General features: G+C 66.9%; 18 protein-coding genes. 3 read left to right on the top strand and 15 right to left on the bottom strand.

Translation table 11 applies throughout. The annotated features are described in order from the left end of the window. Positions 1–2 precede the first annotated feature (2 nt). The 3 genes from ASE48_RS09195 to ASE48_RS09185 form a co-directional block, all read right to left on the bottom strand. On the bottom strand, positions 3–3434 hold the full coding sequence (locus tag ASE48_RS09195; RefSeq protein ID WP_235570973.1) for a BTAD domain-containing putative transcriptional regulator: 3432 nt from the start codon (positions 3432–3434) through the stop codon (positions 3–5). Between the two features lie 107 nt (positions 3435–3541). Continuing rightward, complete coding sequence (locus ASE48_RS09190) at positions 3542–6547, bottom strand: UPF0182 family protein (RefSeq protein ID WP_057166765.1); 3006 nt, start codon at positions 6545–6547, stop codon at positions 3542–3544. Positions 6548–6649: 102 nt separating this feature from the next. Further along, positions 6650–7690, bottom strand: a complete 1041-nt coding sequence (locus ASE48_RS09185; RefSeq protein ID WP_057166804.1) for a YlbL family protein — start codon at positions 7688–7690, stop codon at positions 6650–6652. 202 nt (positions 7691–7892) lie between these two features. Between ASE48_RS09185 and ASE48_RS09180 the strand changes: the two genes are divergently transcribed. From ASE48_RS09180 to ASE48_RS09170, 3 genes are all read left to right on the top strand, one after another. Beyond that, on the top strand, positions 7893–8357 hold the full coding sequence (locus tag ASE48_RS09180) for a RidA family protein (RefSeq protein ID WP_235570970.1): 465 nt from the start codon (positions 7893–7895) through the stop codon (positions 8355–8357). 124 nt (positions 8358–8481) lie between these two features. Continuing rightward, positions 8482–9906 carry a 2-oxoadipate dioxygenase/decarboxylase gene (gene hglS, locus ASE48_RS09175; protein ID WP_057166763.1) on the top strand — a complete coding sequence of 475 codons (1425 nt, stop codon included), beginning with the start codon at positions 8482–8484 and terminating at the stop codon, positions 9904–9906. Positions 9907–9998: 92 nt separating this feature from the next. Further along, positions 9999–12863 (top strand): FAD-binding and (Fe-S)-binding domain-containing protein, encoded by a 2865-nt coding sequence (locus ASE48_RS09170; RefSeq protein ID WP_057166762.1) that lies wholly within the window; start codon positions 9999–10001, stop codon positions 12861–12863. Positions 12864–12887: 24 nt separating this feature from the next. On the opposite strand, the gene ASE48_RS09165 is transcribed toward ASE48_RS09170, so the two are convergent. The 12 genes from ASE48_RS09165 to ASE48_RS09115 form a co-directional block, all read right to left on the bottom strand. Further along, complete coding sequence (locus tag ASE48_RS09165) at positions 12888–15062, bottom strand: thiamine pyrophosphate-dependent enzyme (protein ID WP_057166761.1); 2175 nt, start codon at positions 15060–15062, stop codon at positions 12888–12890. Between the two features lie 178 nt (positions 15063–15240). Next, positions 15241–16476: an amidohydrolase family protein gene (locus ASE48_RS09160; RefSeq protein ID WP_057166760.1), complete on the bottom strand. Its 1236-nt coding sequence runs from the start codon at positions 16474–16476 to the stop codon at positions 15241–15243. After that, a complete protein-coding gene (locus ASE48_RS09155; RefSeq protein ID WP_057166759.1) occupies positions 16454–17512 on the bottom strand; it encodes an FUSC family protein in 1059 nt (352 codons plus the stop codon). The genes ASE48_RS09160 and ASE48_RS09155 overlap by 23 nt, the downstream gene beginning before the upstream one ends. A gap of 26 nt (positions 17513–17538) precedes the next feature. After that, entirely contained in the window at positions 17539–18063 is a 525-nt protein-coding gene (locus ASE48_RS09150) for a (2Fe-2S)-binding protein (RefSeq protein WP_057166758.1), read from the bottom strand. After that, positions 18053–18937 (bottom strand): FAD binding domain-containing protein, encoded by an 885-nt coding sequence (locus ASE48_RS09145; RefSeq protein WP_057166757.1) that lies wholly within the window; start codon positions 18935–18937, stop codon positions 18053–18055. Before ASE48_RS09145 ends, ASE48_RS09150 begins: the two co-directional genes overlap by 11 nt. Next, positions 18934–21174, bottom strand: a complete 2241-nt coding sequence (locus tag ASE48_RS09140; RefSeq protein WP_082614080.1) for a xanthine dehydrogenase family protein molybdopterin-binding subunit — start codon at positions 21172–21174, stop codon at positions 18934–18936. Before ASE48_RS09140 ends, ASE48_RS09145 begins: the two co-directional genes overlap by 4 nt. A gap of 62 nt (positions 21175–21236) precedes the next feature. After that, complete coding sequence (locus ASE48_RS09135; RefSeq protein WP_057166755.1) at positions 21237–22031, bottom strand: ABC transporter permease; 795 nt, start codon at positions 22029–22031, stop codon at positions 21237–21239. Continuing rightward, on the bottom strand, positions 22031–22882 hold the full coding sequence (locus ASE48_RS09130; RefSeq protein ID WP_057166754.1) for an ABC transporter permease: 852 nt from the start codon (positions 22880–22882) through the stop codon (positions 22031–22033). The genes ASE48_RS09135 and ASE48_RS09130 overlap by 1 nt, the downstream gene beginning before the upstream one ends. Beyond that, positions 22879–23649 carry an ABC transporter ATP-binding protein gene (locus ASE48_RS09125; RefSeq protein WP_235570968.1) on the bottom strand — a complete coding sequence of 257 codons (771 nt, stop codon included), beginning with the start codon at positions 23647–23649 and terminating at the stop codon, positions 22879–22881. The genes ASE48_RS09130 and ASE48_RS09125 overlap by 4 nt, the downstream gene beginning before the upstream one ends. 103 nt (positions 23650–23752) lie before the next feature. Beyond that, the gene (locus ASE48_RS09120) at positions 23753–24739 is read right to left on the bottom strand and encodes an ABC transporter substrate-binding protein (protein ID WP_057166752.1); all 987 of its coding nucleotides are present in this window, start codon (positions 24737–24739) and stop codon (positions 23753–23755) included. Positions 24740–24836: 97 nt separating this feature from the next. After that, a complete protein-coding gene (locus tag ASE48_RS32635; RefSeq protein WP_156409121.1) occupies positions 24837–25106 on the bottom strand; it encodes a hypothetical protein in 270 nt (89 codons plus the stop codon). Continuing rightward, complete coding sequence (locus ASE48_RS09115) at positions 25103–26101, bottom strand: LLM class flavin-dependent oxidoreductase (RefSeq protein ID WP_057166751.1); 999 nt, start codon at positions 26099–26101, stop codon at positions 25103–25105. Before ASE48_RS09115 ends, ASE48_RS32635 begins: the two co-directional genes overlap by 4 nt. Between the last annotated feature and the right edge of the window lie 87 nt (positions 26102–26188).

Below are 26188 nucleotides of genomic sequence, written 5' to 3'. Positions count from 1 at the left end.
AGTCACCTCGATCCCAGTTCAGCAGCCCTTTCGGCAACTCCGGCCATGCCGAGGCGGCGCGCGTCGGCGTCGACCCGTGCCGCCCACACCGCGCGATCCGCCGGGTCTGCCAGCTCGCCGGCCAGCAGGTCGCAGCGCACCAGCGACGGCACCCCACCGGTCCGCCGGGCCAGTTCCCGCGCCTGCGCCAGATGCTCGAAGGCCCGGGCCCGGTCACCGGCCAGTGCGTGCAGCCGGGCTGTCCCGAGCGCCACCGGACCGGCCGAGCCGACCTGCCCGATCACCGCGATCCGGTCGACGAACGGCTCCAGCTCGGTGAGCAACCTGCCGGCAAACTCGGTGAGGCCGTGTTCGGCGGCCAGGTGCGCCAGGAAGGTGTTGTGGCCCAGCGTCGTCCAGATCTGAGCCCGGGTGGCAGACGGGCCGAACCGCTCGGCCAACAGTGCCCGCGCATTCTCGCGCGCGACCGGACCCTGCTGCAGGCCCAGTGCCACCGCGCGCACCAGATCGACCAGGCTCTGGCCGCCCGAGGCAGCCTGGGTCGCCACATCCGGCAGATCGGGTACGGGTCCGCCCATTTCCCACAGCAAGCTGGCCTCGGCGACCATGCCGCTGCCCGCCACATACAGTTCGGTCTGCTCATGCACGTGCGCGGCGATGGTGTGGTGCCGGCGCGCCTCAGCGAAGTCACCGCGCCAGATCGCCAGTACCGCCTCCATCCACCGCAACTGCGCACGCAGGACCGGCAGCTGCAACTCCTCGCTGCCGGCGATACCCGCCGCGAGATGGCGTACCGCGCCCTCCACATCGCCCAGCGACATCGCAGCCATGGTGGCCACCGATGCGGCGATGACGTTGTCCTCCCGGGACCGGCTGTGCCGCAATGCGTTCAGCTGCTCGATCCAGGCGAGGCTTTCCGCGCTGGAGCTCGTCACCCCGGAGTAGGTGATGAGCCGCCCCATCAGCACGTCGGCGGTGACATCGGGATCGTGGGCGCGGGCTGCCAGCGCTTCGGCGCGCTCCAGGATATCGGCAGCCACCGTGGGGTCCCTGTCGTAACAGTGCCCGACCGCCAAGGCCGCCCGCACCCGGGCGCCTGCAGCAGAGTCCGAGTCACACAGTGCCGCAGCGCGATCCAGCAAAGCGAGCACCGCTCCGGGATCCTCGCCCGGAGCCAACCACGGCCACCCGCCGCTGGCGCGCAGCAGCGCACTGGCCACCCGGCCCGCCGTCGCCGCCCGGCCCGCCCGCAGTGCCTGCACCAGGTAGCGCTCCACTGCGTCCAGGACCAGCCGGCCGCGTCCGGCACGGGAGTGCGCCTCCAGCATCGACACCGTGAGCGCGTCACGCTCGGTATCGGATTGCTGCGCCTGCGGCAGCCGGTCATAGGCGTCCAGCGCGGCCTGCCACCACCGCGCAGCGATGTCCGAACTCCAACTCGCGGTGGCCCGTTCGGCGGCGAGCCGGCACGCGGCGACCACCTCCTGCGGTTCCACCAGGGGCTGTGCCGCGATCAGGTGCCCGGCCCGACGGGTCAGCGCCTCGTCGGTCGTGGCGCCGGCAAGCACCTCGGCGACCTTGGCGTGCACACGCTGGCGGCGCAGCGCGGGCATGCCCGCGATCAGCTGGGCCCGCAGCAGCCCATGTGCGAAGACGTAGCCGTCGCCGGTGGGTGCGGCCACCACGATGCGCTCGTCGGCGGCTTCGTCGAGGTAGTCGGCCAGGGTGTCGAGGTCCAGCCGGGTCGCACCGGCCAGCACCGGCAGCGCGTCGCGGTCGATGGCGTCACCGATGATGGCGGCGGTCCGCAATGTCTGCAGCACAGCGGGATCCAGCGCACCGAGCCGGCGTTCCAGCACCGACTTCACCGCGGTCGGGATCTCCCCGCCGAGCCGCTCGGCCCGGGGCAGGCGCGCATACTCGGACACGAAGAACGGGTTGCCCCCGGTGCGGTCGGCCAGCGCGGCGGCCTCGGCCTCCGCCACGTGATCGTCGGCAATCTGGTTCGCCAGCGTTGCGACGTCGGCCGCAGACAGCGCGGGCACCTGGATATGCCGGTTGGCCACGCCACGTGTCGCAGTCCCCAACAACCGCAACACATCCGACGGGTACTCGCCGTCGCGGACGGTCAGGATCATCGCCAGCGGACGGTCCCGTAGGGCGCCGGCGATATAGGCCAGGCAGGCGGCCGACGCCGAATCCGCCCACTGCACATCATCGATCACGACGGCGAGCAACCGCGGCGCCGATTCGAGCAGGGTCTGCACCCGCTCGTACACCGCGAATCGGGCGGTGTCCGGGTCGGCGTGCGCGGGCACCGCCAGCAGCTCGTCGGCGTCGGCACCGAGCGTCCGGACCAGCTGGCGCATCGGCCACCACGGCGGTGTCCCCCGCTCGTCGGGACAACTGACCCACACGGTGTCACCTCCGGCGGCACGCACCCGGGCGACGGCCTCCTCGGCCAGCCGGGTCTTGCCGATTCCAGGTGGCCCCGACAGCACGAGCCAGCGGGTCGACCCGGCCTCGGCGGACGCGAGAATGCTTGCCACCGTGCCCAGTTCGCGATCACGTCCGACGAGGTCCTGCGCGCTGGACGGCGGCGCGGTGTCCGCGGCGTGCACCGCGGCGGGCGTGGGGATGTCCTCGGCACCCGTCCAGCCCGGCGGCCGCGGCCAGGCCGCCAACTCGGGGGCCTGACGCAGCACCGCAGTCTGCAGCTCACGCAGTTCGGCCCCGGGTTCCAGACCCAGCTCATCATCGAGCGCGCGGGCATGCCGGGTGTAGGTCTCCAGCGCGTCGGCGGCACGACCGGAGCGGTACAGCGCCACCATGTGCAGCCAGCATCCCCGGTCACGGTACGGATCGACGGCCCGCAGGGCGGCGATGTCGGCCAACGCCGAGGCGGGCCGGTTCAGCGCGAGCAGTGCGGTGATCCGCGCGTCCAGGCACTCGCTGCGCAACTCGTCGAGGCGCACGGCTTCTGCGGCCACCCACGGCTCGTCGCGCAGATCCTCCAACAGCGGTCCCCGCCACAGCGACAGCGCCTGCTCCGCGGCCACCAGCGCGTCATCCCACCGGCCTGTCGCGACCGCGCCGGCCGCCCGGGCACACGCGGTCGCGAACACCGCGGTGTCGACCGTCGCGGCGCTGACATCGAGGTAATAACCCGGGGGTTGCCGGACGATGGGCGAGGTGACCGCGCCATCATCGGCGCGCAACGCCTTGCGCAGATTGGAGACGTAGGCCTGCAGACTCGCGGTGGCACTGGCCGGCACATCGTCGGCCCAGATCGCATCGATCAGCCGGTCGACCGAGACGACTCCACCGTCGGCGAGCAACAGGACGGCCAGCGCGGCACGCTGTTTGGGCGGGCCGATATCGACCGGCGAACCGTCACGCAGCACCTGCAGCGGTCCGAGCAGCCGATAGTGCACGGCAGCAGCTTAATCCGAGCATCCCCCCGCCGCGAGCGTGCGCAAAGTCAGGGCCTGGCGCGGCGTGTCCGGCCGCAGACACGCACGCTCGCGGGAAGGGAAAGGAGCTACCTGGCCTCGCGGTACTTGTTCATCGCATCGTCGAGGCGCTGCAGCGCGGCACCGAACTCGGCGAAGTCACCACCGGTCTGGGCCTGCTGCATATTGTCCAGCGCGGCATTGACCTCCTGCAGCGCAGCGGCTTTCGCCCCCGACAACTGCACGGGACCGCCCGGCACCACCGCGGCAGGCGGCGGCGTCGCCGCGGGCGCACTCCCCTGCTGCGGCGGAGTGGCCTGCGGATTGGCCGCAGGCTGGGCCGGCGGGCGTGCTGCCGGCTGTCCCTCGGCGGGCGCCGGGCCCGTCGCGGTTGCACCCGCACCGGCGCCGAAGATCTCATCCAGCGCGTCACGGACCGTCGGGCCGTAGCCGACCTTGTCGTTGTACATCATCGCCACCCGGATGAGGCGCGGGTAGGACGACGCCGCATCACTGGCACCTGGCGAGGCGTAGATCGGGGCGACATAGAGCAGGCCACCGTTGCCGATCGGCAACGTCAGCAGGTTGCCCCAGCGGATCCGGTTCTGGTTGTCGCGGCCGATCTGACCCAACTCGGTGGACACCGCGGTGTCGGTGCTGATCGCGTTGAAGGCCAGCTTGGGACCGTTGACCTGACCGGGCACCGTGAGCACCGTGAGCTTGCCGTAGGTGTCCGGGTCCGAACTCGCGCTGATGTAGGCGGCCAGGAAGTCACGCCTGATCCAGTTCATCGCGCTGGTCAGCTGGAACGACGGGGTGCCGTCCTGACGCGCCTGGTCCGTGGCCACGATGTAGTACGGCGGCTGGAAACTGCTGGCCGTCGGGTTGGGATCCAGTGGCACATCCCAGAAGTCGGCGTTGGTGAAGAACTTCACCGGATCGTCGACGTGGTACTTGGCCAGCAGTGAGCGCTGCACCTTGAACAGATCCTCGGGGTAGCGCAGGTGCTCCTGCAGGTCCGCCGAGATCTCCGACTTGGGCTTCACGGTGTCCGGGAAGACCGACATCCAGGCCTTGAGCACCGGGTCGGTCTCGTCCTGGGCGTACAGCGTCACCGTGCCGTCGTAGGCATCGACGGTGGCCTTCACCGAGTTACGGATGTAGGACACCTGCTTGTCCGGCAGCAACCGGTTGACCGCGACCTCGTTGGAGTCGATGGTGGCGTTCGACAGCGTGGTCAACTCCGAGTACGGGTAGTTGTCCAGCGTGGTGTAACCGTCGACGATCCACACCATGCGCTTGTTGACGATCGCGGGATAGACACCGTTGTCGGTGTCCAGCCAGGGCGCCACCGCCTTGACGCGATCCGCGGGGTCCCGGTTGAACAGGATCCGGCTGTTCTCGCCGATCACGTTGGACAGCAGGAAGTTCCGCTCGGCGAACTTGGCCGCGAACACTCCACGGTTGATCCAGTTGCCGATCCCCACACCGCCGGTGCCACCGTAGGTGTAGTTCTTGGTCTCGGTGTTGGTCTCGTAGTCGTACTCGCGGTCGACATCGCCGTTCTTGCCGACGATCGCGTAATCCTCGGGGGCACCGGCGATCACCGGGCCGAAGTAGATGCGGGGCTGATCCAGGGGCGCCGGACCCGGGGACACCACACCACCGTTGGCGCCGACCACACTGGCCAGGAATTCCGGGTAGCCACCGTTCTGGTTCGGGTCATTGGCGATACCGCGCACCGTGTTGGCCGGCGAGGCGACGAAGCCATTGCCGTGGGTGTAGACGGTGTGGCGGTTGATCCAGTCGCGCTGGTTGTCGATCAACCGGTCCGGGTTCAGCTCACGCGCGGCCACCACGTAATCGCGGATCTGGCCGTCCGGGCCGACGTAGCGGTCCATCGACAGCTGGTCGGGGAAGTTGTAGAAGTTCTTGCCCTGTTGGAACTGGGTGAACGCCGGGCTGACGATCGTCGGATCGAGCAGCCGGATGTTCGAGGTGGTGGCCCGGTCCGCGGCGACCTGCTGGGCCGTCGCCGCGGCATCACCGCTGTAGTTGCGGTAGGTCACCACTTCATCGGTCAGCCCGTAGGCGTGTCTGGTCGCGTCGATACTTCGACTGATGTATTCGCTTTCCTTCTGCGCCGCGTTGGGCTTGACGCTGAACTGCTCGACGACCAGTGGCCAGCCCGCACCCACCACCAGGGAGGACAGCAGCAACAGCACCAGACCGATGGCCGGGATTCGCAGATCACGCAGGACCAGTGCCGAGAAGACCGCCACCGCGCAGATGACGGCGATGGCCAGCAGGATCAACTTGGCCGGCAGCACCGCGTTGATATCGGTGTAACCGGCACCGGTGAAGGGCTTACCGGCGCGGGTGTTGCTCAGCAGTTCGTAGCGGTCCAGCCAGTAGGCGACGGCCTTGAGCAGCACCAGGGTGCCGGCCAGCGCGATCAGCTGGATGCGGGCCGCACGGCTGAGTGCGCCGGAGCGCCCGGACAGCCGGATACCGCCGAACAGGTAGTGGCCCAACAGGTTCGCCACGAACGCCAGGAACACCGCGAAGAACATGTAGTTCAGAATCAGGCGGTAGAAGGGCAGATCGAAGGCGTAGAAACCGAGGTCGATACCGAACTGCGGATCGGTGATGCCGAACTCGCCGCCGTGCAGGAACAGCTGAACCTGCGGCCAGTAGCTCTGCGCGATGATGCCGGCCAGCAGACCGATGAAGACCGGGATGCCGATACCGAACAGCCGCAACCGGCTCATCACGGTGGTGCGGTAGCGGGCCACCGGATCGTTGGGTCCCACCGTCGGCACGAACACCGGGCGGGTGCGGTAGGCCAGCGTCATGGCCGCGAAGACCACCGCGCCGAACACCACCGCGGCCACCAGGAACAGTGCGATGCGGGTGAACAACACCGTGGTGAACACCGAGCGGTACCCGAGCTCGCCGAAGAACAGCCAGTCGACATACCCGTCGATGAACCGTGGGCCCACCAACAACAACAGGACTACAGCTACCGCGACGCCGATAAGAACCCGGCTCCGACGTGTCAGCTGCGGCATTCGTGCCGCGGGCCGCATACCCAACTCTTCAACTCCAGTCCATGGTCTGTGGCCTCAGCAAGTCTGAATCCCTGTAGAGGGGCCACTACTTGCCCCAACTCTACGCAGTACCCGCCAAGGAACCTCTCAGCATGTAGGGGGTTCGCCACCGGCAGAAATCGTGTTCAGCGCGTCCACCGCGGTGCTGAGCGTGTCGACCTTCACCAGTTGCAGGCCGTCCTCGTGCGCGGTGAGGGCCTCGGCGCAGTTCTCGGCCGGGACCAGGAACACCGTCGCCCCGGCCTCCCGGGCGGCCAGAATCTTGTGGGTGATGCCGCCGATGGAGCCGACCTTGCCTTCGGCGTCGATGGTGCCGGTGCCGGCGACGAACTTGCCGTCGTTGAGTTCTCCGGTGGTCAGCTTGTCGACGACCGCAAGGCTGAACATCAGGCCCGCCGACGGTCCGCCGATATTGGCCAGGTTGAACTCGATGTCGAACATGGCCCACGGCGCGTCGAGCACCCCGATGCCCAGATATCCCCGATCCCCTTCGGGATGTTTCCCGAGGGTGATGGTGGCGGTGCCGGCGGGGGCGTTCTTGCGGCGGTAGTCGATGACGATCTGCTCGCCGGGCTTGGTGTTCTTCACGACCTCCTGGAAGGCGTTCAGGTCGGGCACCTCGACGTTGTTCACCATGTCGATGGCGTCCCCGGGCTGCAGCTTGCCCGCCGAGGGGCCCTTGTCCTCCACGGTCTCGACGGTGACGGCCTTCGGGTACTTCAAATAGGACAGGGCGGCGTACTCCGCGTCGTCCTCGGACCGCTTGAAGTCGGCGGTGTTGCCCTTGTCGATGTCGTCCTTCGACTTGTCCGGCGGATACACCAGCTCCCGCGGGATCAGCTGATCGCGGCCCGACATCCACAGCACCAGGGCCTGGCCCAGGGAGAGACCGTCGCGCTGGGACACCGTCGTCATGTTGAGGTGACCGGAGGTCGGATGGGTGATGTCGCCGGCCACCCCGTCGGTGCTCTTGATGTCCACGACCTGCTTGCCGTCGATCTCACCGAGTGTGTCGAACGTCGGACCGGGCCCCAACGCGACGAAGGGCACCGTCACCACCGACAGCAGCAACCCGAACGCCACGATGGGCACGAGCGCGACCACCAGCGTCAAAATCCGCCTGTTCACGCCGCCCACAGTAGAGGTTCGGGGCCAGGTCGGCCCGCACCCGGCGGGCCGGACGAGCTTTGCCGATGCGCCCGCCAACGACATTCGGCAGCGGGGATTGCCCCTTCAGGGCAGGGATGCCGCCAAACGGGACGCCGAGGCAATGTTGAATATAGTATCCAATATTGCCATGTCGACCGATCGACCACGGAGGAACATCCCAGTGACCTCGCCACACGCCCGGCTCACGGATCTCGGACTCTCCGTTCCGCCTCCCCCACCCCCGAAGGGCAACTATTTTCCCGTCCGCCTGCACAACGGACAGCTGTGGGTTTCCGGCGCCACCGCGCGGACCCCAGCCGGCCCCGGCACCGTCGGCGTCGTCGGTGACGACGTGACGGTCGAACACGCCCAGGCTCAGGCCCGGGTCGCCGCGCTCAATCTGATCGCGGCCATCGATGCCGCGGTCGGCCTCGACGCCGTCACCGCGGTGCTACATCTGCGGGGATACGTGCGGGGCGCGCCGACGCTGGCCGACCACCCGGCGGTCATCGACGGAGCATCCGGCCTCATTCTGGCCGTCTTCGGCGCGGAGGTCGGCGCCCATGCCCGCACCGCGATCGGCGTTGCGTCGCTACCGGGCGGCGCATGCGTGGAACTCGACCTCGTCGCTGCCGTGGACCGCTGAGCCACCCGCCACACCGGCTTTTCCCGCAATTGGATCCGATATACACTTTGTTGAGTTTTCCCGACCGAGAAGTGGGTGAGCACCCATGGCACTTCCGCGTCGCCGCGAAGAGGAGACCTGCCGAATGACATTTGTCAGTGCCTGGGAACTACGGGCCGCATTCGCCCAGTCCTTGTCCCGGATGTACGGCACCGAAGTGCCGGCGTACAACGAACTGGTTGACGTGGCAGCCGAGGTCAACCGCGACGTCTTGATCCGCGACGGCGCCGACGCCGAACGACTGGGCACCGCCGATCGGGTGGCCGAGGAACGCCACGGCGCGATCCGCGTCGGCACGCCCCAGGAAATGCACCAGGTGGCAACGATTTTCGCCGGCTTCGGAATGCACCCCGTCGGTTTCTACGACCTTCGCGACGCCGCCACCAGCGCCGTGCCGGTGGTGTCCACCGCCTTCCGGCCCGTGGACACCGACCAACTCGCCCTCAACCCGTTCCGGGTGTTCACCTCGATGCTCGTGGTGGACGACCGCCGGTTCTTCTCACCGAAGATCTCCGAGCGCCTGACCGCGTTCCTCGGCGAGCGTCGGCTCTTCACACCAGAGGTACTCGAACTCGCCGGCCAGGCAGAGGCGGACGGCGGCCTCGACCAGCCCCACGCCGCCCGGTTCGTCGCGCTGGCCACTGCGGCCTTCGAATTGTCCGCCGAGCCGGTGGACCGATCGTGGTACGAAACGCTGGACGCCATCTCATCGGTCGCGGCCGACATCGGCGGCGTGCGCAGCACCCATATCAACCATCTGACGCCCCGGGTGCTCGATATCGATGAGCTCTACGCGCGCATGCAGAGCCGCGGGATCACGATGATCGACGAGATCCAGGGCCCCCCGCAGTGGGATGGACCCGATGTGTTGTTGCGCCAGACGTCGTTTCGCGCACTCGCCGAGCCCCGCCGGTTCCGCGACGACGACGGGCACATCTCCACGGGTTCGCTGCGCGTGCGATTCGGCGAAGTCGAGGCCCGTGGCGTCGCGCTGACACCGGCGGGCCGAGACCTCTATGACGCAATGGTGGCCAAGACCGATGCGCGCTTGGCCGACAATCCGGACTCGAGCCGGCAGGACATCGCCAGAGCGGTCTGGACCGAGCATCTCCCGCGCACCGAACAGGAGCTCGCGGCACAGGATCTCGCCTACTTCACCTTCCGCGTCGCGGATGAATCGGCCCGAACCGGACCCGCCGAACCGAATCTGACCAGCCTTGTCGAACACCGCTGGGTCATCCCGGAACCGATCGTCTATGAGGACTTCCTGCCACGTTCGGCGGCCGGCATCTTCCAGTCGAACCTGACCTCGGAAGGCAGAAAAGACACCTCGCTGGCGGGATCGGCACGCGACATCGGCTGGATGTCCGACATTCTCGACCGTCAGGTCGCAGACCCCAACGATCTCTATTCCGCGCAACGCTCCCGGTCCCTGGCGGCAGCCGCGGGCGAACTCGGGATCACCGATCGACTCAGCACATCCTTTGGGATGCCCGCCGACACTGCGTAATTCGTCACAAACAGCCCACAGGAGATCGGCATGGAACTCGAGGCTCGACCACCGGGCATCGGCGGAGCAGTTCGGCCCACGCGGACCTCGCCGTGACCTCAGCCACCTTCCTGGCCGACCGGTTACGCCGTGCCGGATTAGCCGACGTACTGGCCGACGACACGTCTCGTGCCGCCTACTCCTCGGATGCATCGCTGTACCGGGTGCGGCCGATGGTGATCGCCCGACCCCGGCATGCCGACGAGGTCGCCACCGCACTGTCGATCTGCCGTGCGGACGGCGTTCCGGTAGTCAGCCGCGGCGGCGGCACCTCGGTCGCCGGCAATGCGATCGGGACCGGCCTCGTGCTGGATTTCAGTCGGCACATGACCAAGGTGCTGTCGATCGATCCGGACGCGCGCACCGCAACTGTCGAACCCGGAACCATCCAGGTCGCGCTGCAGCACGCCGCGGCGACGCACGGTCTGCGCTTCGGACCCGACCCGTCGACGTTCACCCGATGCACCATCGGCGGGATGATCGGCAACAATGCCTGCGGTTCCCGGACGCTGGGTTACGGCCGCACCTCCGACAATGTGCTCAACCTGGAAGTTCTCACCGGAACCGGCGAGACGCTGAGCCTGGAATCGGGTGCCCGAGCGGTTTCCTCGCCCACGCTCTCGCAACTACAAGCGGTCACCCGCGCCGGGCTCGGCACCATCCGTACCGAGTTCGGCACCTTCGGACGCCAGGTGTCCGGTTATGCGCTGGAACATTTGCTGCCGGAACACAAGTTCGACGTCGCCCGGATGCTGGTGGGCAGCGAGGGGACCCTGGCGGTGACCACCAGCGCGACCGTGCGTCTGGTCGAAGAGCCTGCGTACCGAGTGATGGTGGTACTCGGCTATCCCGATATCGCCACTGCCGGTGACGCAGCACCTGCCGTGCTGGCGTTCTCCCCCACCGCGTGCGAGGGCCTGGATTCCCGCATCGTCGACGTCGTACGCATGCGGCGCGGACCCGGCGCGGTTCCTGATCTCCCCGACGGTGCCGCGTGGCTGTTCGTCGAAGTGGCCGGTGACCAGTTCGACGATGTCGTGGACCGTGCCCGCGAAGTCGGTATCGGTTGCGGTGCGACCGATTTCCTCATCGTCACGGACGTCGCCAACGCGGCGGCATTATGGCGGATCCGCGCCGACGGAGCCGGGCTGGCCGGCCGCAGCCCGGCAGGTCTGCCTGCGCACGCCGGCTGGGAGGACGCCGCGGTGCCGCCCGGATCCCTCGGGGCCTACCTGCGCGAGTTCGAGTCTCTCATGCACGATTTCGGGCTGACCGGGCTGCCGTACGGCCACTTCGGTGACGGCTGCCTGCACATCCGTATCGATCTCCCACTGGACGATCCCGGCGGCACCCAGATTTTCCGCCGATTTCTTGTCGAGGCCGCCACCCTGGTATCCCGTTATGGCGGTTCGCTATCCGGCGAACACGGCGACGGCCGCGCGCGCAGCGAGTTGCTGCCACTGATGTACTCCCCTGCTGCACTGCGCCTGTTCTCCGCGGTGAAGCACGTCTTCGATCCCGACAACATCCTCAATCCAGGCGTGGTCGTCGACCCCCGGGCCGTGGACGCCGACCTGAGGGCACCCGTCCCGTCGGCCGTCGGCCGGAATCTGGCGCTGGCCTACCGCCACGACGCGGGTGACTTCAACCAGGCAGTGCACCGGTGCACAGGTGTCGGAAAGTGCCGGGCGGACAACACCTCGGCGGGTGGCGTCATGTGCCCGTCCTACCAGGCCACCCGGGAGGAGAAGGACTCCACGCGCGGTCGCGCCCGGGTCCTTCAGGAGATGATCAACGGCTCCGAGATCACCGGGGGATGGCGCGCAGCGGAGGTGCACGATGCGCTGGATCTGTGCCTCTCATGCAAGGGCTGTCTGTCGGACTGCCCGACCGGGGTCGACATGGCGTCTCTCAAGTCCGAGGTTCTGCACCAGAGCTACCGGAACCGGATCCGCCCGGCCTCCCACTACTCGCTGGGCTGGCTACCCCGATGGGCTCGCATCGCCAGCCGTGCACCGAGGCTGGCCAACGCCACTACCCGGCTGCCGGGCGCAGGCCGGTTGGCACTCTCGATGGCCGGCGTGGACCGTCGCCGCAGCATCCCCCCGCTGGCACAGCAGACCTTTCGGGACTGGTTCGAGGGGACAGCCGCCGAGCGCAGGCAGTCCGGCAACGCTGTCGTGCTGTTCGTGGACACCTTCACCAACTACTTCACGCCCGACATCGGGCGAGCAACGGTTCGCGTGCTGGAGGATGCCGGGTTCCGGCCGGAGCTGCCCGCCGAGTCGCTGTGCTGCGGGCTCACCTGGATCTCCACCGGTCAACTCACCGCAGCCAAGAAAATCCTGGGTCGCACCGTCCGCACACTGACCGAATATGCCACCGCCGGAACGCCGATCATCGGCATGGAGCCCTCGTGCACGGCGGTGCTCCGCTCGGACGCGGCGGAACTGCTCGACCCGCGCACCGCCGCACCCGTTGCGGACAACACTCGCACGCTGGCCGAGGTGCTCGTCCAGAGCGGCTGGCAACCACCTCGTCTGGACGGACAATCTGTGGTGGCTCAACCACATTGCCACCACCACGCGGTGATGGACTGGAAGGCGGATGCCGAGTTACTACGCCGGGCCGGGGCCGAGGTGCAACGACTGGGCGGGTGTTGCGGCCTGGCCGGCAACTTCGGTGTCGAGAAGGGGCACTACGAGGTGTCCGTGGCCGTCGCCGAACAGCAGCTGCTGCCTGCGGTCGCGCAGGCGGCCGCCGACACCACCATCCTCGCCGACGGCTACTCGTGTCGAACCCAGCTGTCCGACCTGACCGATCGCCACGGGGTGCACCTCGCACAGCTTCTGGCCGCCCGGCTCGACCGGACGGCCACGCGCGCCGGGCAGATCGCGCCGCAACGCAGGGCGGACTGAGATCGGCGCGCTTTCGGTTGCCGCTCAGCAGTTTCCGACGATGTCGATCGCGGCGGCTTCGATGGTGTCCTCGTCGAGAAGCACGTGACGTGCGGCGTCGCCGAGCGGGATGAAGCTGTCCTGACTCGACACGCGGGCGATGCGCCCAGCGAATCCACCGCTCAGGAGTTCGGCGAGGACGCTCTCCCCGACGCCCCCGGACCGGCGGGTTTCGTCGACGATCAGCACCCGGCCGGTGGCCGTCGCCTCACGCAACATGTCATCGACCGGAAGCGGGGAAAGCCAACGCAGATCCACGGTGCGGCAACCGATACCACGTCGCTCCAGCCGCCGCGCAACCCGCAGACTCATCCGCAAGCCGTTGCCGTAGGTCAAGAGGGTCAGGTCGGTGCCGTCACCGTGCACGCGTGCGTGCCCGATCCGCCCGTCGAGGCGACTGCCGGCACCGGGATACCGCGCGAGCCAACCTTCGTCTCCGTCTTCGTGCAGATCGCGGGTGTGATAGAGCGCAATCGGTTCCAGAAAGATGCAGACCGCCCCGGTGGACGACGCCGCTTCGACGCAGCTTCGCAGCATGGCCGCGGCGTCGTCGGGTCGCGCCGGTGAAGCGATGACGACTCCGGGGATGTCGCGCAGCGCGGCAATCGAATTGTCGTTGTGGAAGTGCCCGCCGAAGCCCTTCTGGTAGCCGTAGCCGGCGATGCGGATCACCATCGGGTTGCGGTACTGCCGATCGGAGAAGAACTGCAGGCTGGCGGCTTCACCACGAATCTGATCGGAGGCATTGTGGACGTAAGCGAGGTACTGGATCTCGGGTAGCGGGAGAAGTCCCGACACCCCGGCGCCCAGCGCCAGTCCCAGAATGGCCTGCTCGTCGAGCAGCGTGTCGAAGACCCGGGCCCGGCCGGCGCCGGCCTGCAATCCGCGAGTCACTCCGTACACGCCGCCCTTGCCCGCGACATCCTCACCGAACAGCACCGCTTCGGGATGGCGCGCCAGCGCCTCGGCCAAGGCCCGGTTGATCGACAGTGCCAGCGTCAGCGGGGTTTCGTCGGTGCGCGCGCCGGTTTCGTCCCTCGCAGGCGGGTAGCCCGACACGGTGATGGCATTGTCGAGGCCTTCATGCAGTGGGCGCATCACCGTCTCGGCGCTACCGAGCTGCTCGAGCTCGACCACCTCGGCGGCGATCTCCAGTACCCGTGCCCGCTTTGCCTGATATCGCTCCAACACCTCATCGGATGTCAGCAGCCCGCGCTCGACCAGGTCCAGAGCCGTACACAACACCGGATCGCGGTCGTAGTCCGCTGCGATTTCCTGCGGCGAGCGATACGCCGGCTCGAAGTCCGACCCGGCGTGAGCCATCAACCGCACCGTGCGCAGATGCAGGAACGCCGGGCGGCGTTCGGCGCGCACCCACTGTGCCGCCGCCGCGGTGACGGCGTAGGTCTCGGCGAGATCGGAGCCGTCGGCGCTGAAGTACTCCAGTCCGGTGCGGTGGGCGTAGTTCGCCGCGATCCAGCCAGGCGGGGATTTCACGCTGATACCGATGCCGTTGTCCTCGCAGACGAACAGCAGCGGCAGTGGTACCCCCTGATAGCCGGTGTGCACCGCGGTGTTGATGGCGCCGACCGCGGTCGAGTGGTTCACCGAGGCGTCCCCGAAACTACAGACCGCCAGCGCGTCCGCCGGCCACGGACACGCGACGCCCAGTTTCCTGGTGCGTGCGATGGAGAAAGCAACCCCGACTGCGCGCGGTAGGTGCGAGGCGATGGTGGACGTCTGCGGGATGATATTGAGATCGCGGCGGCCGAAAACCTTGTGCCGCCCACCGGCGATGGGTTCCTCGGTCGCAGCGACCAATCCGAGCAGAACATCCCGCAACGGGTCACTACCGATCACCTGTTGGGCCCGGGCGACGAAGAAACCACCGGAGCGGTAGTGCAGCAGTGCCGGGTCGGTGGGGCGCAGCGCCGCTGCCACCGCCGCGTTACCTTCGTGCCCGGACGACCCGATCGTGTAGAAGCCCTTGCCCTTCGATCGAAGCCACCGCGCCACCAGATCGAGGTGGCGACTGCCCAACTGCGCGTCGAACAGATCCAGCCGGAGCTGGTCACCGAGCGGCCCCTGTTCGCGCTCCCCCGGGCCCGCGGTGGCGCCGGCGATCGTGTCGAGAAAGTAGGTATCTATAGGTTCGACCACCGGGCAACCCTCACTTCGCGATTCAGCGGAACGCGGACCCGCCGGAGCAGGCGTGACAGGCAACCAGCGTAGGCATTTGGCTCGTGCCCCCGTGGGGCAACGCGGATTCCAGACTGCCTACCGCCCAGATGACGGGATGCGCTCTGGTCATGAGTCGCCCTTTCTGTTCAGCGGTGGGTCAGCAGCAACCCGGGCGCGGGGCGCCGGCCGGAACCGGCGCGGCGGGCACCATGGTCTCCGGCGATCCACGCCAGGTGACCGACCGGCTCGGCGGCGGGGTCTGCTCACTGCGGGTGGGCACCAGCGGGACACCGTCGACAAGGACGGTCGCGATACCCGGAAGATCGCCCAGTGCCAGACATTCCAGCCCGTCGCGGGCCATGGATCCGGTGATCGGCCCGAGGACCAACAGGTCAGCGGGCATGCCCTCGGCGATCACACCGGTGTTCAACCCGTGCGCCCGTGCGGTTTGTCCGGTGGCTGCTGCCACGGCGGTCACCGGGTCGACTCCGCACACCGAGGCCAGGAAGCACAATGCGCGCATCATGCCGCGTGGGATCACCCCGGTTCCACCGGGGGTATCGGTACCCATGGTCAGGCGTCCGAGTTGACCGCGGGCCGTCAGTTCATCGATGACCAGCTTGGTAGCCCGGTAATTGTTCGAACTGCACACTTCCAGGCTTGCCGAGGGCACGTCCTCGATGATCGCGATGATGTCCGCGTCCGGAGGTGGGATCGGGCCGCCGGAGATGTGCCCGACAATATCGGGCTGAACCGCGGCGACGACATCGCGTCCGGCGACTCGGCTGCTGCCCGAACGGGAGACGCCGCCCGAGTGCAGTTTGACCGTCATGCCCCGTTGATGCGCCCACTCGACATACTGCTGAGCTTCGCCGTCGCCCAACCGGTTCCAGTCGTAGAAGATGAACTTGAGCTGATCGATGCCCTCTGCGGCCGCCCGGTCGAAGTGCGCCTCGGTCATGCCGGGAACGAGCAGCACGGTACCGGCATTCACCTTCACCCCGGAGGGCCGCATCCGGCCGGTCGTGTGTTTGGACACGATCGCGATGCTCAGCACGAGTTCCGGTGTCAGTGCGCCGAAGTCCAGTCCGGGAATGTGCAGTTCGCCCGCCGACACCATCGATGTGGTGCCGCCGTGCAGATAGTTGTGGATCCACCCGATGGAGTTCTGCGCCGGTGTCCACTCACCGAAGGTGGGGTGGACGTGGCCGTCGACAAGGCCGGGCATCACCGTCATCCCGCCCGCGGAGAGCACGGCATCGGGTGCGGGATGGCGGCTTCCGATACCGGTGATGACACCGTCCTCGACCACGACAGTCGTGTCTCGGATCGGAGACTTCGAGCTGTCACCGTGCACCAGCAGGCCGATGTCATCGATCAACAGGGTCGTCACCCGCGGCTCCTTCTCTCCATTTTGGATACACTATCCGATTATTGGATGCACGTGCACGGTCCCGGCGCATCAGCAGAGTCGGGCCGAACACGACCAGGACGACAACCACCGCACCGGCGAGGTTCATCGCCAACCGCACACCGCCCTCATACCAGGGGAACAGCGCGGGATACTCGCTGACGATCAGCAGGACCGGCGGCCCCGTGACCGCCCACCAGGTGTAGTTGACCGGCCGCAGCGCCATGGCCAGGAGGAACAACGCGACGGCCACGGAAATGACCACCGGCGCAGGTGGTTGCACCCCGAGCACGGCGGCCGCGATCAACGCTCCGACCGCGTTTCCGCCGAGCCGCTGCGCGATCCGGGTGCGCGTCTGGTCCCGCTGCGGCTGAATGGTCAGCAGCACACTGGTGATCAGCCAGTGCCCGCCCACCAGATCATCGGGTAGCGCCTGGGCAACCAGGACGGCCGCCGTGACGGCTACCGCCACCCGCGCGGCATGCCGGTACGGTACGACCGTCGTGCCGACTGAGGGAGACACGGCGGGCTCTGGTCCCGAGCCTCTGACACGCGCAACGCACCACCATGCCAGCCAGGCCATCAACACCGTCAGCGAACCTGTGGCGTAAGGCCACACATTCCACCACGGGACGTGCGTGGCGCCCGATGCCCCGACATCGATGGCGGTCAAGATGACCACCAAACCCGCTGTCGCGCCTATCTTTTCGATCAGCGAACCACACACTGCCGCCACCACGACGGCCACCGCGTGCGCACCGGGAACCTCGACGGTCACCACCACGAACCCCGCACCGACGATCACCGTGGCCGTGCGTAAAGCGATCAATCTCAGTCCCGCGGCCAACTCCTGCGGCAGCGAAGGAACCGCGGTCAGCACGAAACCCAGTCCCACCGCCGAGCCCAGCTCCGCGTGGCCGACGGCCGCGGTGATCGTGAGAATCGCGCCGAGCGTCACTGCCAGACATGTCGCCATCGCCCACTGCGCCTGCCCGACCGGGCGCACCAGCTCGGCCACACACGGGCACACCGGTGAGCGGCGCACTAGTCGGGCTCGACCTCAGGACCTGGATCCGGAGGTTCCGCCGCGTCGAGGACGGCCTGCACAATCCCCTGGTAGCCAGTGCATCGACATATGTTGCCGGACAGAGCTTCCCGTACCGACTGCTCGCAGAGCGGCTTCTCGGTGTCCGGATCGCGGAGCAATTCCAGCGCGGTGACCAGGAAGCCCGGCGTGCAGAAACCGCACTGCAATCCCCCGTTCCGGGAGAACGCCTCGCGTAGCCGGTCACACTGCTCGTATCGGCCGAGCCCTTCGACCGTGTCAAGCCGAGCTCCGTCGGCCTGGACCGCCAGCATCAGGCACGATCGGGCACTGTGGCCATCGACGAGCACCGTGCAGGCGCCGCACACCCCGTGCTCGCAGCCGAGATGAGTTCCGGTCAGTCCGAGGTGGTCCCGCAGGAAGTCGGCAAGTGTCAGTCGGGCCGGGACAGTCCGCCGGAAATTGCGACCGTTGACCGAGATCGACACCGGAACCGCATTCGAGTCCCGAGAATCAGCCGCCATAGCTGCCCTCCTCCTCTGATTGGTCGATGGTTCGATGCGCTGCCATGGTCAGCGCTTCGCGTAGCGCCGTTGCGCACAGCCGGCGCGCATAGTCGGAATCATCAGCCGCAGGTTCGGTGCGCGCCGCCCATTCGTGGGCGAGGTCGGCCCACAGCTTCTCCGAGGGCACGGCTCCCACGGCCTCGTCCCCCACGAAAAGCAGCGGCCGGTCGGCCGCGGCGAGAACGCCGGCGCGCAGTGCCGAGACCCGGCCATCCGGGCTCAACGTGAGCGCACACCCCGCACCGGCCATGCCGTAATCGCCATGCTGATGGGAATATTCGACGAATCCCCAGCCCTCATTGGGTCGGGCACTCGGAATCGAGATCCAGGTGATGATCTCGTGGTGCTCCAGGGCATTGGTGTAGAACGACACGAACATGTCCTCGGCGGACAACTCGCGGCGGCCGGACATGGCCGACTCGATGTGGAATGTGGCGTCGAGAACGAGAGTGGCCAGTGGCATCTCGGCAGCGGGGTCTGCATGTGCCACCGAGCCACCGATGGTTCCCCGGTTCCGGATGCCGATATGACCGATATAGCGCGCGGCATCGGCCAGTAACGGCGCGCGGGCACCGATGAGAGGATCCGTCTCGACGGTGCGATGGGTGATCAGGGACCCCAGCACCAGATCGTCGGTGTCATCGAAGACCCTGCGCAGTTCTTCCAGTGCGCCGATGTCGATCAGCATCGTCGGACGGGCCAACCGCAGGTTCATCAGCGTCAGCAGCGACTGGCCGCCGGCGAGGATCTTCGCATCTGGGTTCTCGGCGAGCAGGTCAAGGGCGTCCGAAACCGTATGCGGCCGGACGTAATCAAAGTCGGCCGGCTTCATGACGCCACCGCGTCCAGGGCTCGGCAGATGTCACCGGTGTTGATCGGCGTGCGGTCGATGTGGATGTTTCCACCCACCGCGTCATCGATCGCACCCGCGACAGCGGCGTATACCGCGATTGCGCCGCTTTCACCTGCTCCACGCACGCCGATCGGGTTGCACGGCGTGTCGACATGCAGATGCGTCACCCGCACCCGAGGAACATCGGTACTCAGGGGTAGGTGGTATGCAGCGAAGGTGGTCGACTGCGGTTCGCCGCCGGGCGAATACGCCCACTTCTCGAACAACGCGCCGCCGATGCCCTGCGCAACACCGCCTATCACCTGTCCCTCGACGATTTGCGGATTGATCTCCCGCCCACCTTCGTGCGATACCGCATACCGGAGCACCGTCACGATCCCGGTATGCCGATGGACCCCGAGGATCACCGCGTGCACCCCCATCGTCCAGGTGACGGTGTTCACCCGGAACACCGTGCTGATATCGAGTGGCGCGCCGTCCCGGACCGCAGCGGCCAGCTCGCCCCAGCCGACGGCCTTGCCGTCGGCCTCGAAACGTCCGTCGCGGTACACCACGTCGGCCGAGCCGAGCAGACCGGCCGCCCGCCCCCGAGCCAGGTCGATGAGTTCGCGGGCGCCCTGATGGATCGCCGATCCGGCCAGGATCGCCGACCGACTCGCGAAGGTGCCCACACCGTCGGGCAGGCGTTCGGTGTCGGAAGCCAGATACCGCACCCGCTCCAGCGGCACCTCCAGGGCGTCCGCAGCAATCTGCGCAAATGTGGTTTCGTGCCCCTGCCCGGCCGAGGCCGCGCCGGCGGTAGCTTCGAACTGGCCGTTCGGCAACACCCTCACGCGGGCGGTCTCGTGCGGACCGCGGCCGGTGGCTTCCATGTAACACGCCAAGCCGTAACCGATCCGGTGATCCGGATAGGTGTCCGCCAGTTCGTCGGCCTCCGACTGGGGAAGGGAGGTCAGCACGGACTCCAGGCAAGCCGTGTAGTCCTTGCCGTCGTAGAGGATCGGTACGCCGTCGCGATAAGGGATCGGCCGCGGATAGGGTAGGTCGTCGGCGGTCAGCAGATTTCGGCGGCGTATCTCCACCGTCGAGAGCCCGAGTTCCCTCGCCGCCGCGTCCATGCTGCGTTCCAGGGCAAACGTCGCCTCGGGCCGACCCGCTCCCCGGTACTGGGCGACAAGCGTTTTGTTGGTCAATGCTGCCCGGCCACTGATGCGCGCCGCCGGAACCCGGTAGGACCCGAGCAGGTGGATGGCGGTGTTGGCGACGATTCCGGCGACCCACAGGCTGCCGGCACCGATATCGACGACGAAATCGTCTTGCCACGCGAGTATTCGGCCGTCGCGGTCCACCGCCAGTCTGGTCTTGTGCAGCTGATCGCGGCCTTGGGCACTGGCGACCAGATGCTCCTGCCGGTCCTCCACCCAGATAACGTGGTAGCCGGTGTATCGGGACACCACCGGGACGATGATCTCCTCGCCGTAGACGTTGGCCTTCGTCCCGAAGCCACCGCCCACGTCGGGTACCGAGACCTTGATGTCCTCCCGGGTCCAGCCGGTGGCTGCGCAGATCGCGTTACGCACCATGTGCGGAACCTGGGTGGAGGTGAGCATGTCCACGCGCTGCAATCTGGCATCGAAACTGGCTGCCACGCCCCGACATTCCAACGGCACCGCGCCGTGCCGGCTCATCTGGTAGCTGCCCTCGACGATGCGGTGGGCACGGCTGAACGCACCGTCGGGATCACCGAACGCGTAGTGCATCCGGGCGGCCTCGTTGTCGGGCAGGTGATCGAAGAGCACCGGCGCCCCTGGTTCGAGTGCGGCCGTCGCATCGGTGAGGACGGGAAGCGGTTCGTATTCGATGTCGACGTTCTCGGCAGCGTCCTCGGCCCGGTAACGGTCATCGGCCACCACCACCGCGATCGGGTGACCGACATAGTGCACCCGGTCGGTGGCGAGAATCGGTAGGCGCTGCTCAGCGATCACACACGACGTCGCCGCAGTGAAACCCGGATCGGGAGTGGTCAATCCGGTGATCGGTGTGTCCGCCAGACCGAGATCGTGGGCGAGGAACACCCCCAGCACCCCGGGCATCTCCGCCGCCCGCGATGTGTCGATTCGGGTGATCCGTGCGTGTGCCTGACTCGACCGGACGAACACGATGTGGTGGGCACCGGCGGCATGGTCGGCCAGAAATCGGCCCCGCCCGCTGAGCATGCGGTCGTCCTCACGCCGACGGACCGACGTCCCGATGTAGCGTCCGCCGCCCGTTTCCGAACTCAATGGAGTCGCTTTTCCCACTGCCACAGCGCGATCGAGATACCGAAGGAGATCGTGATGAGCAGCATGATGGTGGCGACCATCGCCGGGTATTCACCGTGGCTGTAAGACTGCAGCACCACTCGACCGAGCCCGCGACGAGTGGCGAAGAACTCCGAGAGCACGACGCCCACGACCGACAGGCTCACCGCGAGCCGGATGCCGGTCAGCAGCGGACGGCGAATGGCAGGAAAGATGATGTGCACCAGCGTCTGCCAGGAGTTCGCCCGTACCGACTTCGCGAGCTTCCAGTACACCCGCGGGATCTCCTGGACGCCGGTCGAGACATTGATCAGAACCGGGAACAGGGCGAACAACACGCCCATGACCACCTTGGACCCCGACAGGCTGAAGATGGGCAGCAGCACCGGGTAGAGCACGATCTTGGGGATACCGTTGAGGATGATGATCGACGGTTCGAGGACCGTTCGCAGAAGTGGCGACAGTCCGAGGAGCAGGCCGATGCCGCCGCCCACCGCGGTGCCGATCACGAATGCCATCAGCACCGACTGGGCCGTGACCCGCAGATCGAAAAGGTAGGCAGGATCGGCGAGATTGGAGAACAGCACGGCCACCGTGTGCGCAGGCGAAGGGATGACGAAGGTGACACCCGACATCACCTGCCAGACGGCAAGTATCACGAATCCCAGCATCACGGCCCCGAAAGCCTGGCTGGTCACGATCGCACGGGCCTGGAACCTGTCGGGCCGCGCCGGCGGCTCGGTGGCCGCGTGCCGGCCGGCGATGGTGGTCATCACAGATTCCTTCCGCGCAGCAGTGCCCGCTCTACCACGGCCAGCAGGATGGTGAGAATGCCGGAGAGCACGAGAACCATCACGATGTGGGCGAACATCAGTTCGTTGTCGAAGATTTCGTAGAGGTAGCGGATGCGGTATCCCAATCCTGCCTGGGCCGTGGTGAATTCCATGGCGATGGTCCCGATCAGGGCGTACACCACGGCGAGTCGCAGACCGGCGACGATGAAAGGTCCGGCCGCTGGGATGGCGATGGCGAACAGCGTCTGTCGCGGTGAGGCTTTCAACGATCGAGCCAGCTTCATGTAGACGGGGGGCATGGTGTTGAGACCGACCGCGGTGTTGAGCGCCATCGGGATGGCCGCCATGATGGTCGCCAGGATGATCACCGACATGGCGTTGATGCCTACCAGGACGATCATGACCGGGTAGAACAAAACCAACGGGACGGCGTAGAACGACACCAGATACGGTTCGAAGATCCGGCCGACCAGCGGAATCTTCCAGAAGACCAGGCCGGCAGCGAATCCCAGCAGCCCGCCGAACACAATGGCCAGTGCCACCTCGAATCCGGTGCGGCCCGCGTCACTCCAGAATTGCGGCTCGGTGAGGAGGACGCCCAGTTCGGCAACGATGACCGACGGGGCCGGCAGGATGCCCGCGCTCCACCATCCGGCGCGCGCACCGATCTCACAGAAGAGGATGAATGCCGCGAACAGACCCACCGTCGACAACACACTCACCGTGAGCTTGCCCGGACGCCACGCGGGTGTGCTGTTCTCCGGCTCCCGCTGCGACCCGTGCAGAGTTTCCGACGGCAGATCGTCGGCCGCCACATAGGAGGTGGTCACTTCGACGCCTTCTCCTTGGTGTCCTGCTGCTGGAACCCGCGCATCGACTCCGCCTGCAGGGAACTCCAGATCCGGTTGTGCAACTCGTTGAACCGGGGTGTCGAGACAACACTGGCGTCACGCTCGTCGGGCAGGTCGATGTCAACGACATCGATGATGGTTCCGGGCCGGTAGGACATCACCCACACCTGCTGGGACAGCAGAATGGCCTCCGAGATGTCGTGCGTGACGAACATGATGGTCTGATGCGTGCGGGCCCAGATCTGGCGGACCTCGGCACCGAGGAACAAGCGCGTCTGCTGGTCAAGTGCTGCGAACGGCTCGTCCATCAGCACCACCTCGGGCTGGACCGCGAGCGTGCGCGCCAATGCCACTCGCTGGCGCATGCCACCGGAAAGTTGTGAGGGATAGGACTTCTCGAACCCCCGCAGACCGACCAGCTCGATCGCCTCCTGAGCCCGTCGGCGTCTGGCCGCCTTCTCGGTCCCGATCATCTCCATCGCGAACGCCACGTTCTCCTCGACGGTGCGCCAGGGCAACGTTGAGTCCTCCTGGAACACCACGCCGATCTTGGGGTCCGGCCCGCTCACCGGTCGCCCCGCCACACTCACCGTTCCACTGGTGGCCTTCTGCAATCCGGAGATCACGGCGAGCAGAGTCGATTTGCCACAGCCGCTGGGGCCGACGATCGACACGAAGCTGGTGGGCGGAATGTGCTGATCGATCTGCTTGACCGCCGTCACCTGCCCGGCTGCCGTGTCGAACACGACCGACACGTTCTCGATTTGAATTCCCTGATTGCTCACGAATTTCGCTCTCTTTCAAGGCTGTCGGACATCAACGGGTTCGGTTCACGCGGTCGCTGCGGGCTCAGAACGTGGACTGGGCGTCGTCGGGCAGGTACTGCTGATCCAATGTCTCCGCCCAGTTGACGGGTTCGGAGATCTGCCCGGCCTCCACCATCAGGTCCGACAGGTTCTTCAGGCCCTCGGTGTCCACCTTGAGCGAGTAGCCTTTGGCGAGGTCGGGATTGTCACGGAAGGCTGCCTTCATCACTTCTGGACCGACACCGACCAGCGGCGCCAGTTCGGTCGCGGCTTCATCCGGGCTTTCCACCACCCACTGGTTCAGCCGGTCGGCGACCTTGAAGAACTTGCGCAAGTTTTCCGGGTTGGCTTCGGCGTATGCGGTGTTGACTGCCACCAGATCGGCGGGCAGGTCACCCAGCAACTCCCGGGAATTCACCAGCACCTCGGCATTGTCGGTGGCCTGCTTGTCGGCGATGAAGGGTTGCATGGCCCAGCCTGCGGTGATCTGGTCGGCCTTCGCCGCCGTCCAGTTGTCGCCCATCGGGCCGACTGCCTGTGCCTGCACTCCGGGGAGTTCACGTTGCAGGCCCTTGACGATCAGTTCGGTCGAGGATCCGGCGGAACTGAAACCCAGGGTCGCGCCCTCCAGGCTTCGTCCGGGCGGGCTGATCCAGGAGAAGTCGTTGACCTGGAACCAGGGCGCGATCACCTTGAGATTGGAATTGGGCTGCTGGGCGGCGAGCAGGACCGAGCTGTTGCCCGCGATGGCGACGTCGGCGTCGCCACTGGTGACGACTCGCAGCGTGTTACCACCGCCGCCGCCCGAGAACAGGTCGACGGCCAGGCCCTCTTCCTCGAACCACTTCTTGTTGATGCCGGCCTGCAGGATGGCCATGAACGGCAGGCTGTCGACGCCGGTGGCCGAGATGCTCAGCGTGTTGCTGCCGGATCCACTCTGGGGCGCCGCCCCCTCGTCGGCGCACGCACCGGTGGCCAGTACGGCGAAGACTGTGAGTGACGCAGTCACGCACTTGGTCAGACGCAACATCAAAGCACCTCCATCTGGTAACTGCATATTGGATCCAACTATAAAAGGGGGTGTGAGGTGCGTCAACCGATCGCGTTAACTTGACGTAAATAACACCTCACCGAGCGCCTCTCGACAGTCGCGCCAGCTCGAGGCCGACCGCGATGCCCGCCATGGCGGCGGCCGCGGTGAACGACGACAAGGACGGTCGTCGCAGATCGGCCGCGGGCACCGCGGCGGTCGCCACTTCAGCAACGGGCGGAGCGTGAAGTACCCCGTCGGCCGGTGTCAGCACGCGCTTCAGTGCCGGTGGCGCCCCGGCGACCCTGCTGCCCGGAGCCGGGAAGCCGGCGGCAGCCGTAGCGGGCGCACCTCGGCGGTCCGTCATTGCCCGAGGCCGCCCACGATATCGGCGAAGGTGCGGATGGTTGCTTCCTTGCTCTGCCCGGGACGCACGAAAGGAACGATCGACACTTGGTTGACACCCACGGATTCGATCTCCTTGAGCCGTTGCGCACACTCATCGGGGGTCCCCGCCAGGGCGAACAGATCGACCAGTTCGTCGGGGACGAGGTCGGCGTGCGCGGCTTCGGTGTTCATGTGCTCGTAGTAGTTGTAGCTGTCCCGGATGCGGTCGATCGCTTTCTCCAGCGCCGGGTCCACCTTGGCCGGTAACGGACGGATGGCGACACGGGATACATGAGCGCGCACCAGATCGCGGGCCTCGGTGCGGTCTTCGGCGATCGCTGTGGGTGTCCACAACACGATGTGCAGGTCGTCGAGTGTGCGGCCGCTCTCCTTGGCGCCGGCCTCGATGGTCTGCAGCGCCGCTTCGATGAAATGCGGTGCCGTTCCCACCAGCACGATGACGCCATCGGCGATACGGCCGGACATCTGCAGGATCTTCGGTGCCGACGCCGCGATGTAGATCGGGATGTCCATCGGTTCGGTCACGTAGTTGAGGTGAAAATCGGCGCCACTGCTCGACTCTGCCACCGATTCCCCACGGAACAAGGCACGCAGGTCGGTGATCGACTGTTCGAGCTCGGCAAGCTTCTGCGGGCGAAGGCCCATGGTCCGAAGCGAAGAGTCTCCGGTGCCGATGCCCAGCGCCACTCGGCCGTTGGTGAACTCCGCCAAGGTCGCCCAGGTCGACGCCAGCACGGACGGGTGCCGCGTCACGGCATTGGTCACCCCGGTGCCGAAGACGATCTTTTCGGTACCGACGGCCGCTGCGCCCATCACGGTTGAGGACTCGCGCCAGATGTTCTGCGAATCGCCGAACCACACATTGTCATAGCCCAGCGATTCGCAGAGTTTGACGTAGTCGCACATCGGACCGACCGGCTCGGTGGGAAAAAGTCCAACACCCTTGCTCAACATGCGTAACTCCCTTTACGGTGCGTCTTGGATAGAATATCCAATAGTAAAGCGGACCTCACCGGGTTCTTCAACAGCGCAGTCACACAG

It is taken from the genome of Mycobacterium sp. Root265 (genome assembly GCF_001428895.1).
Lineage (GTDB): Bacteria > Actinomycetota > Actinomycetes > Mycobacteriales > Mycobacteriaceae > Mycobacterium.
This window is presented reverse-complemented; position numbering and strand designations above follow the sequence as displayed.